This is a genomic window from Pseudomonas sp. W15Feb9B, from assembly GCF_000828175.1.
Taxonomy (GTDB): domain Bacteria; phylum Pseudomonadota; class Gammaproteobacteria; order Pseudomonadales; family Pseudomonadaceae; genus Aquipseudomonas; species Aquipseudomonas parakoreensis.
Map to the genome: position 1 here is coordinate 155,316 of NZ_JTKF01000023.1, position 14,290 is coordinate 169,605.

Sequence of the window (14,290 nt, forward strand, 5' to 3'; positions counted from 1 at the left end):
ATGATCCTTGGGGGAATACGCTCCACAAAAAACAAACCCCGCCTGATCCGGCGGGGTTTTTCGTTCAGCGATCCTGCGCGTCCTTGATGTCCGCTTCGGCGTTGCGCTGCGCAACGCGCTTGCGTTCCTCATCGGTCAGTTCAACCTTGTTGGCGGTGTCGCGCAACATCATCAATCCGCCAACGATCGAGCCGATTGCAACGACCAGAATCAACCAGGCATACCAGGGCATAACGGCTCTCCTTAATGGCAGCTTGGCGGGCGAGGGCTTCGCCAGCGACGCTGCATACCACTTATGAGCGAAATGACTTCGCAGTGGTTCCATTCTAGGTCGGTTATGTCCGGTGTACCCGAAATCCCTGTAGGAGCTGCCGAAGGCTGCGATCTTTTGACTTTGCCTTTTCAAAAACAAGATCAAAAGATCGCAGCCTTTGGCAGTTCCTACATGATGCGTTATCGCCCCGTTAGCATGGCATCGGCCGGAGCGTCAGCGCGCAACTGACCGGTAAGCATGAAGTAGCCGAAACCGACCGCCATGAAGCCGAGGAAGATCAAGCCGATCAGCGCGTTGAACCACGCCATCGCCACCAGACAAACCACCGCCAGCACCAAGGCAATCAGCGGAATCAGCGGATAGCACGGCGCACGAAAAGTCCGCTCGAGATTGGGTTCGGATTTACGCAGTTTGAACAGGCTGAGCATGCTCATGATGTACATCACGATCGCGCCGAACACGGCCATGGTGATCATCGCGGCGGTGAGGGTCATGCCACCGAGGTTGATCAGTCCGTCGCTGTAGATCGCAGCGATGCCGATGATGCCGCCGGCGATGATTGCGCGGTGCGGGGTCTGGAAACGCGAGAGTTTCGCCAGCGACGCCGGCAGGTAACCGGCGCGGGCGAGGGCGAAGAACTGCCGCGAGTAGCCGAGGATGATCCCGTGGAAACTCGCCACCAGACCGAACAGGCCGATCCACACCAGCATGTGCAACCAGCCGGAATTGTCGCCGACCACGGTTTTCATCGCCTGTGGCAGCGGGTCATTGATGTTCGCCAGGGTGCGCCAGTCACCGACACCGCCGGCGAAGAACATCACGCCCATCGCCAGCAACACCAGGGTCAGGATCCCGCTGATGTAGGCCTTGGGGATCGTGCGTTTGGGATCCTTGGCTTCTTCGGCAGCCATCGCCGCACCTTCAATGGCGAGGAAAAACCAGATCGCAAACGGAATCGCAGCGAACATCCCGGCAATCGCCGGCGCACCGAACACATCGGAACCGGCCCAGCCATTCAGGGCAAAGCTGCTGAAGCTGAAGGCCGGTGCGACCACACCCATGAACACCAGCAATTCAATCACCGCCAGCACGCAGACGATCAGTTCGAACGTTGCCGCCAGTTTCACCCCGAGGATGTTCAGGGTCATGAACACGATGTAGGCGCCGACCGCTGCGTGTTTCGGGTCGAGCGCCGGAAACTGCACATTCAGATAAGCGCCAATCGCCAGGGCTATGGCCGGAGGGGCGAAGACGAATTCGATCAGCGTGGCCAGTCCGGCAATCAGTCCGCCTTTTTCACCGAAGGCTCGGCGGCTATAGGCGAACGGCCCGCCCGCATGAGGAATCGCGGTGGTCAGTTCGGTGAAGCTGAAGATGAAGCAGGTGTACATCGTGGCGACCATGAACGAGGTCACCAGAAAACCCAGCGTGCCGGCGACGCCCCAGCCGTAACTCCAGCCGAAGTACTCGCCGGAAATCACCAGCCCGACGGCGATGCCCCACAGGTGCAAGGTGCCCAGCGTGGGTTTGAGTTGTGTGTTCATGCGCATGCTCCCGGAACGGTTTGGAAAGCTCGGGGGAGGGCGTTTGCAGTGGGCGTGCCAGTCCTGTGAATCAGGTCGCAATAGGCTGAAAGCTGTCGTTATCCAAGATGTTCATTACCGGATGGGCACATTTTCGTGCGCCAGTTGGGTGCGACGTCGTTAGTGCTGCCGTCTTCGCGGGCAAGCCCGCTCCCACAGGTTTGGCGTTGGAATCAAACTCTGCGGACCACGCAAAAAACTGTGGGAGCCCGGCTTGCCCGCGATGAGGCCCGACCTGACGCTGCAAAACCCCGCTGTAACGCCCGCATAAACCCACTCTTTACGCTTTCTTTATGCCTCGCTGCACCCCTCGGTCTCGTTCCTTTACAGCCTCCTTTCCGACAATGCCTCCACACGCGGCAATACGCCGTAACACGGAGATCTTCCATGAGCGTTCTGGACGGGGTGTCCCTGCTGTTGGCAGCCGGGCTGTTCATTTATCTGTTGGTTGCGCTGTTGCGCGCGGATCGGAACTAGGAGCGGCTATGCACAGTTATGACTATTGGCTGATCCTCGCGTTTTTTGCGGTGGTCTTGCTGCCGGCGCCGTTCCTCGGGCGCTTTTACTACAAGGTGATGGAAGGTCAGCGCACTTGGCTGACACCGATCCTCGGCCCGGTCGAGCGCGGTTGCTATCGGATTGCCGGGGTGGATCCGCAAGCTGAACAGAGCTGGCAGAAGTACACGCTGGCTTTGCTGGCGTTCAACCTCGCGGGTTTCCTGCTGCTGTTCGCGATTCTGTTGTTTCAGGATCACTTGCCGCTGAACCCGCAAAACCTGCCAGGCCAGGAATGGACCCAGGCGTTCAACACCGCGGTCAGTTTCATGACCAACACCAACTGGCAGTCCTACAGCGGTGAAGCGACCCTCAGCTACCTGAGTCAGATGGTCGGCCTTACCGTGCAGAACTTCGTCAGCGCTGCCACCGGTCTGGCGGTGCTGGTTGCGTTGTGCCGTGGCATCGGGCGCAAGTCGGCCAAGACTCTGGGCAACTTCTGGGTCGACATGACTCGCGCCACGCTCTACGGCTTGCTGCCGCTGTGCCTGCTGCTGGCGCTGTACCTGGTATGGCAGGGCGTACCGCAGACCTTCGCGCAATATGTGAACGCGGTGACGATGCAGGGCGTCGATCAAGTGATCCCGCTCGGCCCGGCGGCCAGCCAGATTGCGATCAAGCAACTGGGCACCAACGGCGGTGGCTTCTTCGGTGTCAACTCGGCGCATCCGTTCGAGAACCCGACCGCGTGGAGCAACCTGTTCGAAGTCGCTTCAATCATCCTGATCCCGGTGGCGTTGGTGTTCACCTTCGGTCATTACGTGAAAGACCAGCGTCAGAGCCGCGCGATCATCGCCTGCATGCTCGCACTGTTCCTGATCGGCGGCGCGACGTCGCTGTGGGCCGAATATCAGCCTAACCCGGCGCTGAACAATGTCGCGGTCGAACAGACCGCGCCGCTGGAAGGCAAGGAAGCACGCTTCGGTACCACCGCCACCGTGCTGTGGTCGGTGACTACGACTGCGGCGTCGAACGGTTCGGTGAACGGCATGCACGACAGCCTCAACCCGCTCAGCGGCATGGTCGCGCTGGTCAACATGATGGTCGGCGAAGTGATCTTCGGCGGCGTCGGTGCCGGGCTCTACGGCATGTTGCTCAACGTGCTGATCGCGGTGTTCCTCGCTGGCCTGATGATTGGCCGCACCCCGGAATACCTCGGTAAGAAACTGCAGGCGCGGGAAGTGCAATTGCTGGTGGTGACCTTGCTGGTCATGCCGGTGGGCGTGCTGGTACTCGGCGCGATCGCCGCTGCTCTGCCTGGCCCCGCTGCGACCATCAGCAACCCCGGCCCGCACGGTTTCAGCCAGTTGCTGTACGCCTATACCTCGGCCAGCGCGAACAATGGTTCGGCGTTTGGTGGCTTGAGCGCCAACACACCGTTCCACAACCTGATGCTCGGTCTGGGCATGTTGATCGGTCGCTTCGGTTACATCCTGCCGGTACTGGCCCTGGCCGGCAGCCTGGCGATGAAGAAAACCGCACCGATCGGCCAGAACAGCTTCCCGACCCACGGCCCGCTGTTTGTGACGCTGCTGACCGTGACCATTTTGCTGGTGGGCGGCCTGACGTTCTTGCCGACCCTCGCATTGGGCCCAATCGCCGAACATCTGAGCATGGGCTTCTAAGGAGTCAATGATGAATATGCCCGCAATCAAACCCGCCGCCGTGAAGGCGCCGGAACAAGCGAAAACCGCGATCTCGGCCCTGTGGCGTCCGGCGCTGGTGCAAGCTTTCGTCAAGCTCGACCCGCGCCAGCTGGTGCGTTCGCCGGTGATGCTGGTGGTCGAACTGACGGCGATTTTCACCACCGTACTGTGCTTCATTCCGGACAACGTCGTGCCGACGTTCGTCGCCGCGCAGATTGCTCTGTGGCTGTGGTTCACGGTGCTGTTCGCCAACTTCGCCGAGGCCTTGGCCGAGGGGCGCGGGAAGGCCCGCGCCGACAGCCTCAAGGCCGGCAGCGAAGGCCTCAGCGCGCGGCGCAAACTGGCCAATGGCAGCTTCCATGTCGTGCCTGCCGCCAACCTGCGCAAAGGTGATGTGGTGCGCGTCGAAGCGGGGGAGATGATCCCCGGTGACGGCGAAGTCATCGAAGGGATCGCGGCGGTCAATGAAGCGGCGATTACCGGTGAGTCGGCGCCAGTGATTCGCGAGTCCGGCGGCGATCGCTCGGCGGTCACCGGCAACACGCGCCTGGTGTCCGACTGGTTGCTGGTGAAGATCACCGCCAACCCCGGTGAGTCGACCCTCGACCGCATGATTGCGTTGGTCGAAGGCGCCAAGCGCCAGAAGACCCCGAACGAAGTCGCGCTGGATATCCTGCTGATCGGCCTGACTCTGATCTTCCTGCTGGTGGTAGTGACCCTGCAACCGTTCGCCCACTTCGCCAATGGCAGCCTGCCGCTGGTGTTCCTGGTGGCGCTGCTGGTCACGCTGATTCCGACCACCATCGGAGGCCTGTTGTCGGCCATCGGTATTGCCGGGATGGATCGTCTGGTTCGCCTGAACGTGATCGCCAAGTCCGGTCGCGCCGTGGAAGCGGCCGGTGACGTGCACGTGCTGCTGCTGGACAAGACCGGTACCATCACCTTCGGCAACCGTCGTTGCAGCGCGGTGTATGCCGCGCCGGGCGTGAGTGGTCGCGAGTTGGCCGAAGGTGCGTTGTTCGCCTCGCTGGCGGACGAAACCGCCGAAGGCAAATCCATCGTCGAGTACCTGCGCGGTCTGCACCCGCAATCCGAACCAGCGCTGGATACCTTGATTGCCGTGCCGTTCAGCGCGGAAACCCGCCTGTCCGGTGTCGACTATCAGGGCCGCGTATACCGCAAGGGCGCCGTGGATTCGCTGCTGGCGTTCCTTGGTCAACAACGCTCCGATCTGGCCCCGGCGCTGTCGCGGGAAATCGACAAGATCGCCCAGAGTGGCGGCACGCCGTTGCTGGTCTGCGCCGACGGCAAGCTGCTGGGTGCGATCCACCTCAAGGACGTGGTCAAGCCAGGCATTCGCGAGCGTTTTGCCGAGCTGCGCAAACTGGGGATTCGCACGGTGATGGTCACCGGTGACAACCCGTTGACCGCTGCGGCCATCGCGGCTGAAGCGGGCGTCGATGACGTGCTCGCCGAAGCCACCCCGGAGAAAAAACTGGCGCGTATCCGCCATGAGCAGAACGACGGCCGTCTGGTCGCCATGTGCGGCGACGGCGCCAACGACGCCCCGGCGCTGGCCCAGGCTGACGTCGGCATGGCGATGAACGACGGCACACAAGCCGCGCGCGAAGCGGCGAACATGGTCGACCTCGACAGCGACCCGACCAAGCTGCTGGACGTGGTGCAGATCGGCAAGGAGTTGCTGGTGACCCGTGGCGCGCTGACGACGTTTTCCATCGCCAACGACGTGGCCAAATACTTCGCGATTCTGCCGGCGCTGTTCGCCGCGATTTATCCGCAACTGGGCGTGCTGAACATCATGCACCTGACCAGTCCGCAGAGCGCGATCCTCTCGGCCATCGTCTTCAACGCCCTGATCATCGTCGTGCTGATTCCACTGGCATTGCGCGGCGTGCGCGTGCAGGCGGCGAGCGCCGCGGCATTGCTGCGACGCAATCTGCTGATCTACGGACTGGGCGGGATTCTGGTGCCGTTCGTGGGGATCAAGGCGATCGACATGCTGCTGACGGCGCTGCATCTGGTGTGATCCATTCGCGCGCAGGCTCGCTCCCACAGTTGCAATGCGGTCCCCTGTGGGAGCCAGCCTGCTGGCGATGAAATCGAAGCGATCCACCTGAATTAACGCGGTATCCGCTTTCTGAATTCGAGGATTTTGCAATGTCCACAATGATACGTCCGGCCCTGAGCCTGCTGGTGCTGATGACCCTGGTCACCGGCGTGGTCTATCCACTGGTGGTGACCGGCGTCGCCCAGGTCGCCTTCCCTGAACAGGCCAACGGCAGCCTGGTGCACGATGCCGACGGCAAGGTGCGCGGCTCGTCGCTGATCGCCCAGGATTTCGTCGGTGATGCGTGGTTCCATCCGCGTCCTTCGGCGGGCGCGTTTGCGACCGTGTCCAGCAGTGCCAGTAACCTCGCACCAAGCAATCCGGCACTGGCCACGCGGGTGATCGACGACGCCAACAAGTTGCAGGTGCCCGGCCAGGGGCCAGTGCCCTTGGCGCTGCTGACCACCTCCGGCAGTGGCCTCGATCCGCACTTGCCACCGGCGGCAATTGCCTATCAACTGGCGCGTGTCGCGCAAGCGCGCAACCTGCCGGTGTCGACCTTGCAGCAACTGCTCGATGCGCACATCGAACAGCCGCTGGTGGGGCCGCCGGTGGTGAATGTGCTGGAATTGAACATGGCGCTGGAAAAGCTGTAATTCGGCGGCGCGGCCATTCGCGAGCAGGCTCGCTCCCACAAGAGCAACACTGAACCTGTGGGAGCGAGCCTGCTCGCGAAGAGGGCAAGAGAACACCGCATAACTATCAGGAAGAGAGAACATCAAGCATGAGCGACTCCGGCCGCGCCGACGCGCTGTTAGCAGACCTGCCCCGCGACGGCCGTGGTCGGCTGAAGATTTTCCTCGGTGCCGCCCCCGGCGTCGGCAAAACCTACGCCATGCTCCAGGCCGCACACACGCAATTGCGCCAGGGCGTGAAAGTCATCGCTGGCGTCGTCGAAACCCACGGCCGCGCGGAGACTGAAGCGCTGCTCGGCGGTTTGCCGCAGCAGCCGTTGGTGCGCTCGGAATACCGTGGCGTGATGCTCGAAGAAATGGACCTCGACGGTCTGCTTGCGGCTAAACCGAAACTGGTACTGGTGGACGAACTGGCGCACACCAACGCCCCCGGCAGCCGACATGCCAAGCGCTGGCAGGATATTCAGGAACTGCTCGCCGCCGGCATCGACGTCTACACCACGGTCAACGTCCAGCACCTGGAAAGTCTCAACGATCAGGTGCGCGGCATCACCGGTGTGCAGGTGCGCGAAACCCTGCCGGACTGGGTGCTGCAGGAAGCCTACGAACTGCTGCTGATCGACCTGCCACCGCGCGAGCTGCTGGAGCGTCTGCGCGAAGGCAAGGTCTACGTGCCGGAACAGGCGCGGGCGGCGATCGATGCGTTTTTCACCCAGACCAACCTCACCGCGTTGCGTGAACTGGCGATGCAAACGGCGGCCGCGCAGGTTGATAACGATCTTGCGCAAGGCTATCGCCAACTCGGTCAGGCGGCTCCGGCGGTACGCGGGCGTTTGCTGGTCGGCGTTGATGGCGACGCGCATGCCGAACGCCTGGTGCGTCACGCCAGCCGTGTGGCCCAGCGCCGGCATTTACCGTGGAGTCTGGTGCATGTCGACAACGGCACGGTGCGCGACGAGCAATCGCGCCTGCGCCTGCAAAACGCCCAGCAACTGGCCGAACGCCTCGGCGGCGAAGTGGTGTTGTTGCGCGCCGGCGAAGTGGCGAAAACCCTGATCCAGCATGCCGCCGAACGCCGTGCGAGTCTGCTGCTGGTCGGCCAGTCGCGGCCGAGTCTGCGCCGTCGTCTGTTCGGTGGTGGGCTCGCCGCGCGTTTGTTGCGCCAGGCCCACGGCCTGGAAATCAACGTCCTCGATAACGACCATGAACACCCGCAGCCGCGTCTGCGGGCGACGCCGACGCTGGTCTGGTTCGACTATCTGTTGGCACTGGTTGCCACGGTGTTGGCCAGTGCCCTGGCGTGGGCGGTCTCGAGTATTTTGCCGCTGCCGAACATCTCGCTGGTGTTTCTCGCGGCGGTGTTGCTGGTGGCGGTGCGCAGCAGTCTGGGGCCGGCGCTGGCGTGCGCGGCGCTGTCGTTTCTGACCTACGATTTTCTGTTCATTCCGCCGAATTTTTCCTTCGCCATCCAGCGCGAAGAAGACGTTTTGACCTTGCTGTTCTTCCTGCTGATGGCGGCGCTCACCGGTAATCTCGCTGCGCGTCAGCGGCGGCAGTTGCAGGCGCTGCGCGACACGCAGGAAGAGACCACCGAGCTGCTCGACCTGTCGCGCAAACTCACGGCGGCGACGGATCGTCAGGCCGTGATCAGCGCTGCCGCGCAGCACCTCAATGGCTGGAGTGATCTGCAATTGTGCCTGCTCAACCGCGACGGCCAGGGCGGCTGGAAAGTCGAGACCGGCGGACCGCTGGAATTCAGCGAATCCGAACGAGCTGCCGCCGACTGGGCCTGGCAGCACGATCAACCGGCGGGCATGGGCACCGGCACGCTGCCGTTCGGTCGCTGGTGGTGGTGGCCGCTGTCGGTGGAAGACGGGCCGCTGGCGCTGCTCGGGGTCTGCGCCAAAGAGGGCCAGACCTTGAGCGGCCAGCGTCGACGCCTGCTCACCGCGTTGAGTCAGCCGCTGGCGCAGGCGCTGGCCCGGGCGCAACTGGCGGACGATCTGGAAGCCGCGCGCCTGCACGGCGAAACCGAGCAATTGCGCAGTGCGCTGCTGGCCTCGGTATCGCATGATCTGCGCACGCCGCTGACCGCCATGCGCGGCAGCATCGACAGCTTGCTGGCCCTCGGCGAAGCCATTCCACTGGAGGATCGCCGCGAGTTGCTCGAAGGCACGCGCGATGAAGCCGAACGCCTCGACCGCTACATCCAGAACCTGCTGGACATGACCCGCCTCGGCCACGGTGCATTGAAGCTCGCGCGCGACTGGGTAGCGCCGGCGGACATCGTCGGCAGCTCGCTCAATCGCCTGCGTGCAGTGCTCGCGCCGTTGCAGGTCAGCACCGATGTGCCGGCCGAGTTGCCGCTGCTGTTCGTGCACGCCGCGCTGATCGAGCAGGCGCTGGTCAATGTGCTGGAAAACGCTGCGCGCTTCTCGCCGCCACACGGTCGTTTGCAACTGAGTGCCGGCGCCAATGACGAAGAGATTTTCTTCTCGGTCAGCGACGAAGGCCCGGGAATTCCCGAGGACGAGCGGGCGAAGATTTTCGACATGTTCTATACCGCCGCCCGTGGTGATCGCGGCGGGCAGGGCACCGGCCTGGGGCTAGCGATCTGCCAGGGCATGGTCGGTGCGCATGGCGGGCGAATCAGCGTCGCCGACGGCATCGACGGCCGCGGCACCAGCATCACCCTGCACCTGCCGTTGCAGACGCAACCGGGGATGGACAATGAAGCCTGATCGCGACTGCGCTACTCTCTTGCCAATCTTTTGTGTTGATGTGAATTCATGAGCCAGACCGCGACCATTTTGGTCATCGATGACGAACCGCAGATCCGTAAATTCCTGCGCATCAGCCTCGCCTCACAAGGCTACAAAGTGCTCGAGGCCGGCACGGGTGCCGAGGGCCTGGCGCAGGCGGCGCTGAACAAGCCGGACTTGCTGGTGCTCGACCTCGGCCTGCCGGACATGGACGGCCAGCAGGTGCTGCGCGAGTTTCGCGAGTGGGCCACTGCGCCGGTGCTGGTGCTCTCGGTGCGGGCCAGCGAGGGGCAGAAAGTCCAGGCGCTGGATGGCGGCGCCAACGACTACGTGACCAAACCGTTCGGCATTCAGGAGTTTCTCGCCCGGGTCCGCGCGTTGTTGCGTCAGGCACCGGCTGGCGAGGCGCAACAGGCGGCGCTGTCGTTCGGCCCGTTGACCGTGGATCTGGCCTATCGGCGGGTGTTGCTCGATGGCGCCGAAGTGGCGCTGACCCGCAAGGAATACGCGGTGCTGGCGCAACTGGCACGGCATCCGGGCAGGGTGATCACCCAACAGCAATTGCTCAAGGACATCTGGGGGCCGACGCATACCGAGGACAGTCATTATTTGCGGATTGTCGTTGGGCATTTGCGCCAGAAGCTGGCGGATGATCCGACTCGGCCGCGGTTTATTGTCACTGAAGCTGGCGTCGGGTATCGGCTGATCAGTGATAACAGTCTGTAGGTTTCGGGTTGGCTGAGCTGACGCCTTCGCGGGCAAGCCCGCTCCCACAGTGGACGGTGTGAAATACAAATTTCAATAACTGCGCAGAACCCTGTGGGAGCTGGCTTGCCAGCGATGAGGCCCTGACAGCCAGCCGAGAACTCAGGGCTCTCTACTCTGCTCACTCTCATACCGATCCAGCGTATCCCGCGCAATCTCCCGCCCCAGCGCGATCAGTTCCGGCGCTTTGTAGAATTCGAAAAACCGGCACACGCGCTTCGGCACGTTGATCAGGATGTCCGGCGGATAGCCGGCGATCTTGTACTGCGCCAACGAGGTCTGCATCACCTCGAAACTCTGGTTGATCAGGTCCAGCAGTGACGCCGGCCCGACGTTGTCGATGATGAACGAACCGGTGGCGGATTTCGGCGCACCTTCGCGCTCGGGGGCCGCTGCCGGTTGCTGACTTTCCGGTTCGCTGCCTTCCAGCCACGGGTTGATGTCGGCCGCCTCCGCACGCCGGGCTTCCTGTTCAAGCAGCAGCAATTGCTCGGCCTGTTTGCGACGGAACGGCATCTTCGAACCCAGCGAACTGAGCAGACTGTCGAAGCGCGAACGAAACGCTGGCGGGCGCTGGATCACCGGCAATTTGTAATGCCGCTGGTTGGTGGCGTTGAGGTTGACCGCGATGATCAGGTCGCAGTGGCTGGACACCACCGGCACAATCGGCAACGGGTTGAGAATGCCGCCGTCCACCAGCATCCGATTGCCCTGCATCACCGGCGTGAACAGGCTGGGGATCGCCGCCGAGGCGCGCATCGCCTGATGCAGGCAGCCTTCCTGGAACCAGATTTCCTGCTGGTTGGTCAGGTCGGCGGCGACCGCGGTGTAGGGGATGCGCAGGTCTTCGATGTTGATTTCGCCGACGATCTTGCGGATCTGCCCGAAGACCTTTTCGCCGCGAATGGCCCCGAGACGAAAACTCACGTCTACCAGCCGCAGCACGTCCAGATAGTCGAGGGTTTCGATCCAGTTGCGATACTGATCGAGTTTGCCGGCCGCATAGATTCCTCCGACCACCGCCCCCATCGAACAACCGGCAATGCAGGCAATGTCGTAACCGCGTCTTTCGATCTCTTCGATGACTCCGATATGGGCATAACCCCGGGCGCCACCGGAGCCCAGCACCAGTGCGACACGCTTTTTCATCAAGCTTCCTCCCCGACAAGGCTTCACAATGCACCCATCCGGGGGCGGGCGACAATCGTCAGGGTCGTTCGGGGCCGCAGGCGCGTCGTTTTTTCGCTACGGCGTGACCACTCGGCGCTATGCTTTGGTCACCGCAGATTCATGGGGCGCCAAGGCACTTTTCCCGCGCCGTAACGTCTTACCTGCACGACTGTTGACCTATTTTGAGGTGTGAGTGATGAAAGCCTGGATCTGTGTGCCGTTGATTGCGCTGGCATTGGCCGGTTGCGCTGGCAAGACTGCTTATCGTGACAGCTGTGGCAGTCAGCTCGATGCGGCGTGGCATGAACTGGACCTGGCCAAGGCCGAAGGTTTTGCCGGCACGGTCAGTTACTCCAAGGCGCTGTCGTTGCTGACGGCGGCCAAGACTCAACAGCAATTCGAAGGCTTCGAAGGCTGCAGCAAAAAGGCCGAGAAAGCCCGTTTCTATATTCGCGAATCCCGCGCCGGACGCTAAGCTGCTGACTTGACGCAAGGATGCGCGTGCCTTCTGACGGCAGACTCATCCTTCAAGCCATGTGAATCAGGAGCAAGTGATGTCTGCGTTGGTGGACCGGTTGGTGGCTCATGTCCTGAGTCTGGAAGTGCGTTTGCTGGCCTGTCAGGCGCGCCTGACCGCGCGTACCGACCCCGAGGCGCTGCATGACTTGCGCACTACGGTACGGCGCTTGCGCAGCCTGTTGCGACCCTTGCGTGGCTTGCCCGGTGTCGAGCAACTGGAAGTGGCGGCATCCGCGGTGGGGCAGTTGACCACGCCGTGGCGTGACCGCGAGGTGCTGGCGGCGTACCTGCTCAAGCATGATCAACCGCAAGCGGCGCAGCGGCGCATGGCGCAAATGGACGAAGCTTATCCAGCCTTGGCAGCCAGCGCCGAAGTGGCTTCGCTGCTGATCATCCTCGACGCTTTCCCGCGATTTTTGCGTGCCTCCGAGCGTCAGGGTCTGCTCAATGGGCTGGGCAAACGCATCGAAAAACGCCTGCACAAACAATGGAAAAAACTCGACGAGGCCCTGCACGATCCGGCCCATGATCGGCATCGTCTGCGCTTGCTGATCAAGCGCGTGCGGTATGGCATCGAAGCCTATCCGGAAATCGATCGCCTGCCTGAGCCGGCGCTGGAGCGGCTGAAGTCGGCGCAGGGCGCGCTGGGCGACTGGCACGATTGCTGGCAGTGGCTGGCGCGGGCCGAGCAGGAAAGCGATCTGCAACCCTGCGTCGCGACCTGGCAGGCGGGCCTGATCAAGGCTGAAGCCAAGGCGGATCGGGTGCTGGAAAAACTCAGTTCAGCCTGCTTCAAATAACCTCGATATCACCCGGCCCCTGTAGGCGCTGCCGAAGGCTGCGATCTTTTGATTTTAAAAAACAAAGATCGCAGCCTTCGGCAGCGCCTACAGGGGTTTTTCTTTGAGTGGGAAATCTGGGTAAGGCCTTTCTGTCAGTCCATTTGACCGGAATAGACGCTGCGGCGCTCTGCCATGCTGGTTAAGATCGCTGCATTCCTTTTTCGCTTGCCGAGGTTGTCATGCGCTTTTCCGATCTGCTCGAGGCGGTTCGTCGCCAGCCAGAAGTGACCATTCCCGCCGAGTGGGGTCAGGGCCGGGCCAGTTTTGGCGGCCTGGTCGCGGCGCTGCAATACGAAACCATGCGCGCGAAAGTGCCGGCCGAGCGCCCGGTGCGTTCGTTGGCGATCACCTTTGTCGGCCCGGTCGAGCCGGACGTCCCGGTGCGTTTCGAAGTTGATGTGTTGCGCGAAGGCAAAGCGGTCAGTCAGGTGCTGGGGCGTGCGATGCAGAACGGTCAGGTGGTGACTATCGTGCAGGGCAGCTTCGGTGCTTCGCGGCCTTCGGAAGTCGCGGTCGAGGCCTACCCGGCGGTGGAAATGAAACACTGGGACGAATGCCAGGAGTTGCCCTATATCAAAGGCGTGACCCCGGAGTTCATGCGGCACTTGGCGATGCGCTGGAGTGTTGGCGGCATGCCCTTCACTGGCAATAAATCGCGGCAGATGGGCGGCTGGGTGCGCTTGCGTGGGGACGTCAAGGAAGAACCGGTCAATGAGGCGCATCTGCTGGCGCTGGTGGATGCCTGGCCTCCGGCACTGTTGCCGTATCTGAAGAAACCGGCACCGGGCAGCACGTTGACCTGGACCATCGAATTCGTGCAGCCGCTACGCGACTTGAGCACGCTGGACTGGTGCAAATACCTGGCGGATATCGAGTACGCTGCCGACGGTTACGGCCATGTGGCCGCCAAGCTGTGGAGCGCGGAGGGGGAGTTGATTGCCATGAGTCGCCAGACCGTGACGATTTTTGCCTGAGTCATTCAGTGCCGACGATGACGCTCCCGCCAGGCGCGCCACCAGCCGCCACTGAGGAAAAACCGTGGAAAGGTCAGGAACTGTTCGACCAGCAAGCGTGACACGGCATCCTGGCGATCACTGAACGGCTCGGAGGCTTGCGCCTCCAGGCTGTGGCCGTGGCGCTGCAGACCCAGCGCCGCGACAATCCCGATTACGCCGATGGCGACACTGGCCAGGCTCAGGCTGAACACTCCGGACACAATCAACAGAAACGCGACGATGAACAGCGGCACGGCAATCAGGTGCAACACCAGATTGGTCGGGTGCTGGTGATTGTTCGGGTACGCGCGCCATTGCCACGCGGGAAGGTTGGGGTGACGTTTGCCCATGTTGACTACTCCTCGATCCATGTTGAACACATGCTTGAAGAATAGGCCGGGGCGGGTGGGGCGGCG

The 14,290-nt window shown here is 62.5% G+C and carries 13 protein-coding genes; 9 read left to right on the forward strand and 4 right to left on the reverse strand.

Features of this window, described 5'->3' with window-relative positions:
- Positions 1-64: 64 nt before the first annotated feature.
- Together OC71_RS26855 and eat are read right to left on the reverse strand one after the other, a co-directional pair.
- Positions 65-232: a DUF2897 family protein gene (locus OC71_RS26855; RefSeq protein ID WP_003226857.1), complete on the reverse strand. Its 168-nt coding sequence runs from the start codon at positions 230-232 to the stop codon at positions 65-67.
- A 221-nt stretch (positions 233-453) separates the two neighbouring features.
- Positions 454-1,818 (reverse strand): ethanolamine permease, encoded by a 1,365-nt coding sequence (gene eat, locus OC71_RS12785; RefSeq protein WP_041069445.1) that lies wholly within the window; start codon positions 1,816-1,818, stop codon positions 454-456.
- A 426-nt stretch (positions 1,819-2,244) separates the two neighbouring features.
- On the opposite strand from eat, the gene kdpF reads away from it, so the two are divergent.
- The 6 genes from kdpF (at position 2,245) to OC71_RS12815 (ending at position 10,309) form a co-directional block, all read left to right on the forward strand.
- Complete coding sequence (gene kdpF / locus OC71_RS12790) at positions 2,245-2,334, forward strand: K(+)-transporting ATPase subunit F (protein WP_007963673.1); 90 nt, start codon at positions 2,245-2,247, stop codon at positions 2,332-2,334.
- Between the two features lie 8 nt (positions 2,335-2,342).
- Complete coding sequence (kdpA, locus tag OC71_RS12795) at positions 2,343-4,037, forward strand: potassium-transporting ATPase subunit KdpA (RefSeq protein WP_041069451.1); 1,695 nt, start codon at positions 2,343-2,345, stop codon at positions 4,035-4,037.
- A 10-nt stretch (positions 4,038-4,047) separates the two neighbouring features.
- Entirely contained in the window at positions 4,048-6,105 is a 2,058-nt protein-coding gene (gene kdpB, locus OC71_RS12800; protein WP_041069454.1) for a potassium-transporting ATPase subunit KdpB, read from the forward strand.
- Between the two features lie 131 nt (positions 6,106-6,236).
- Entirely contained in the window at positions 6,237-6,782 is a 546-nt protein-coding gene (gene kdpC, locus OC71_RS12805; protein ID WP_041069457.1) for a potassium-transporting ATPase subunit KdpC, read from the forward strand.
- A gap of 128 nt (positions 6,783-6,910) precedes the next feature.
- Complete coding sequence (locus OC71_RS12810) at positions 6,911-9,562, forward strand: sensor histidine kinase KdpD (RefSeq protein WP_041069460.1); 2,652 nt, start codon at positions 6,911-6,913, stop codon at positions 9,560-9,562.
- Positions 9,563-9,610: 48 nt separating this feature from the next.
- Positions 9,611-10,309 carry a response regulator gene (locus OC71_RS12815; protein ID WP_041069463.1) on the forward strand — a complete coding sequence of 233 codons (699 nt, stop codon included), beginning with the start codon at positions 9,611-9,613 and terminating at the stop codon, positions 10,307-10,309.
- A gap of 141 nt (positions 10,310-10,450) precedes the next feature.
- On the opposite strand, the gene OC71_RS12820 is transcribed toward OC71_RS12815, so the two are convergent.
- Positions 10,451-11,497 carry a patatin-like phospholipase family protein gene (locus OC71_RS12820; protein WP_041069466.1) on the reverse strand — a complete coding sequence of 349 codons (1,047 nt, stop codon included), beginning with the start codon at positions 11,495-11,497 and terminating at the stop codon, positions 10,451-10,453.
- Between the two features lie 217 nt (positions 11,498-11,714).
- On the opposite strand from OC71_RS12820, the gene OC71_RS12825 reads away from it, so the two are divergent.
- The 3 genes from OC71_RS12825 to OC71_RS12835 all read left to right on the forward strand — a co-directional run bounded on the left by OC71_RS12825 (position 11,715) and on the right by OC71_RS12835 (position 13,853).
- Complete coding sequence (locus tag OC71_RS12825) at positions 11,715-11,993, forward strand: hypothetical protein (protein ID WP_041069470.1); 279 nt, start codon at positions 11,715-11,717, stop codon at positions 11,991-11,993.
- Positions 11,994-12,072: 79 nt separating this feature from the next.
- The gene (locus OC71_RS12830; protein WP_041069473.1) at positions 12,073-12,837 is read left to right on the forward strand and encodes a CHAD domain-containing protein; all 765 of its coding nucleotides are present in this window, start codon (positions 12,073-12,075) and stop codon (positions 12,835-12,837) included.
- Between the two features lie 221 nt (positions 12,838-13,058).
- Positions 13,059-13,853, forward strand: coding sequence for an acyl-CoA thioesterase II (locus OC71_RS12835; protein WP_041069476.1), 795 nt, complete (start codon positions 13,059-13,061; stop codon positions 13,851-13,853).
- Positions 13,854-13,858: 5 nt separating this feature from the next.
- Here OC71_RS12835 and OC71_RS12840 read toward each other — a convergent pair whose 3' ends face one another.
- Entirely contained in the window at positions 13,859-14,224 is a 366-nt protein-coding gene (locus OC71_RS12840; RefSeq protein WP_041069479.1) for an Mpo1-like protein, read from the reverse strand.
- Between the last annotated feature and the right edge of the window lie 66 nt (positions 14,225-14,290).

What these genes read in the sequence shown, in the direction of transcription:
- OC71_RS26855 (WP_003226857.1), bottom strand. Translation starts at nt 232, where the DNA reads ATGCCCTGGTATGCCTGGTTGATTCTGGTCGTTGCAATCGGCTCGATC.
- eat (WP_041069445.1), bottom strand. Translation starts at nt 1,818, where the DNA reads ATGAACACACAACTCAAACCCACGCTGGGCACCTTGCACCTGTGGGGC.
- kdpF (WP_007963673.1), top strand. Translation starts at nt 2,245, where the DNA reads ATGAGCGTTCTGGACGGGGTGTCCCTGCTGTTGGCAGCCGGGCTGTTC.
- kdpA (WP_041069451.1), top strand. Translation starts at nt 2,343, where the DNA reads ATGCACAGTTATGACTATTGGCTGATCCTCGCGTTTTTTGCGGTGGTC.
- kdpB (WP_041069454.1), top strand. Translation starts at nt 4,048, where the DNA reads ATGAATATGCCCGCAATCAAACCCGCCGCCGTGAAGGCGCCGGAACAA.
- kdpC (WP_041069457.1), top strand. Translation starts at nt 6,237, where the DNA reads ATGTCCACAATGATACGTCCGGCCCTGAGCCTGCTGGTGCTGATGACC.
- OC71_RS12810 (WP_041069460.1), top strand. Translation starts at nt 6,911, where the DNA reads ATGAGCGACTCCGGCCGCGCCGACGCGCTGTTAGCAGACCTGCCCCGC.
- OC71_RS12815 (WP_041069463.1), top strand. Translation starts at nt 9,611, where the DNA reads ATGAGCCAGACCGCGACCATTTTGGTCATCGATGACGAACCGCAGATC.
- OC71_RS12820 (WP_041069466.1), bottom strand. Translation starts at nt 11,497, where the DNA reads ATGAAAAAGCGTGTCGCACTGGTGCTGGGCTCCGGTGGCGCCCGGGGT.
- OC71_RS12825 (WP_041069470.1), top strand. Translation starts at nt 11,715, where the DNA reads ATGAAAGCCTGGATCTGTGTGCCGTTGATTGCGCTGGCATTGGCCGGT.
- OC71_RS12830 (WP_041069473.1), top strand. Translation starts at nt 12,073, where the DNA reads ATGTCTGCGTTGGTGGACCGGTTGGTGGCTCATGTCCTGAGTCTGGAA.
- OC71_RS12835 (WP_041069476.1), top strand. Translation starts at nt 13,059, where the DNA reads ATGCGCTTTTCCGATCTGCTCGAGGCGGTTCGTCGCCAGCCAGAAGTG.
- OC71_RS12840 (WP_041069479.1), bottom strand. Translation starts at nt 14,224, where the DNA reads ATGGGCAAACGTCACCCCAACCTTCCCGCGTGGCAATGGCGCGCGTAC.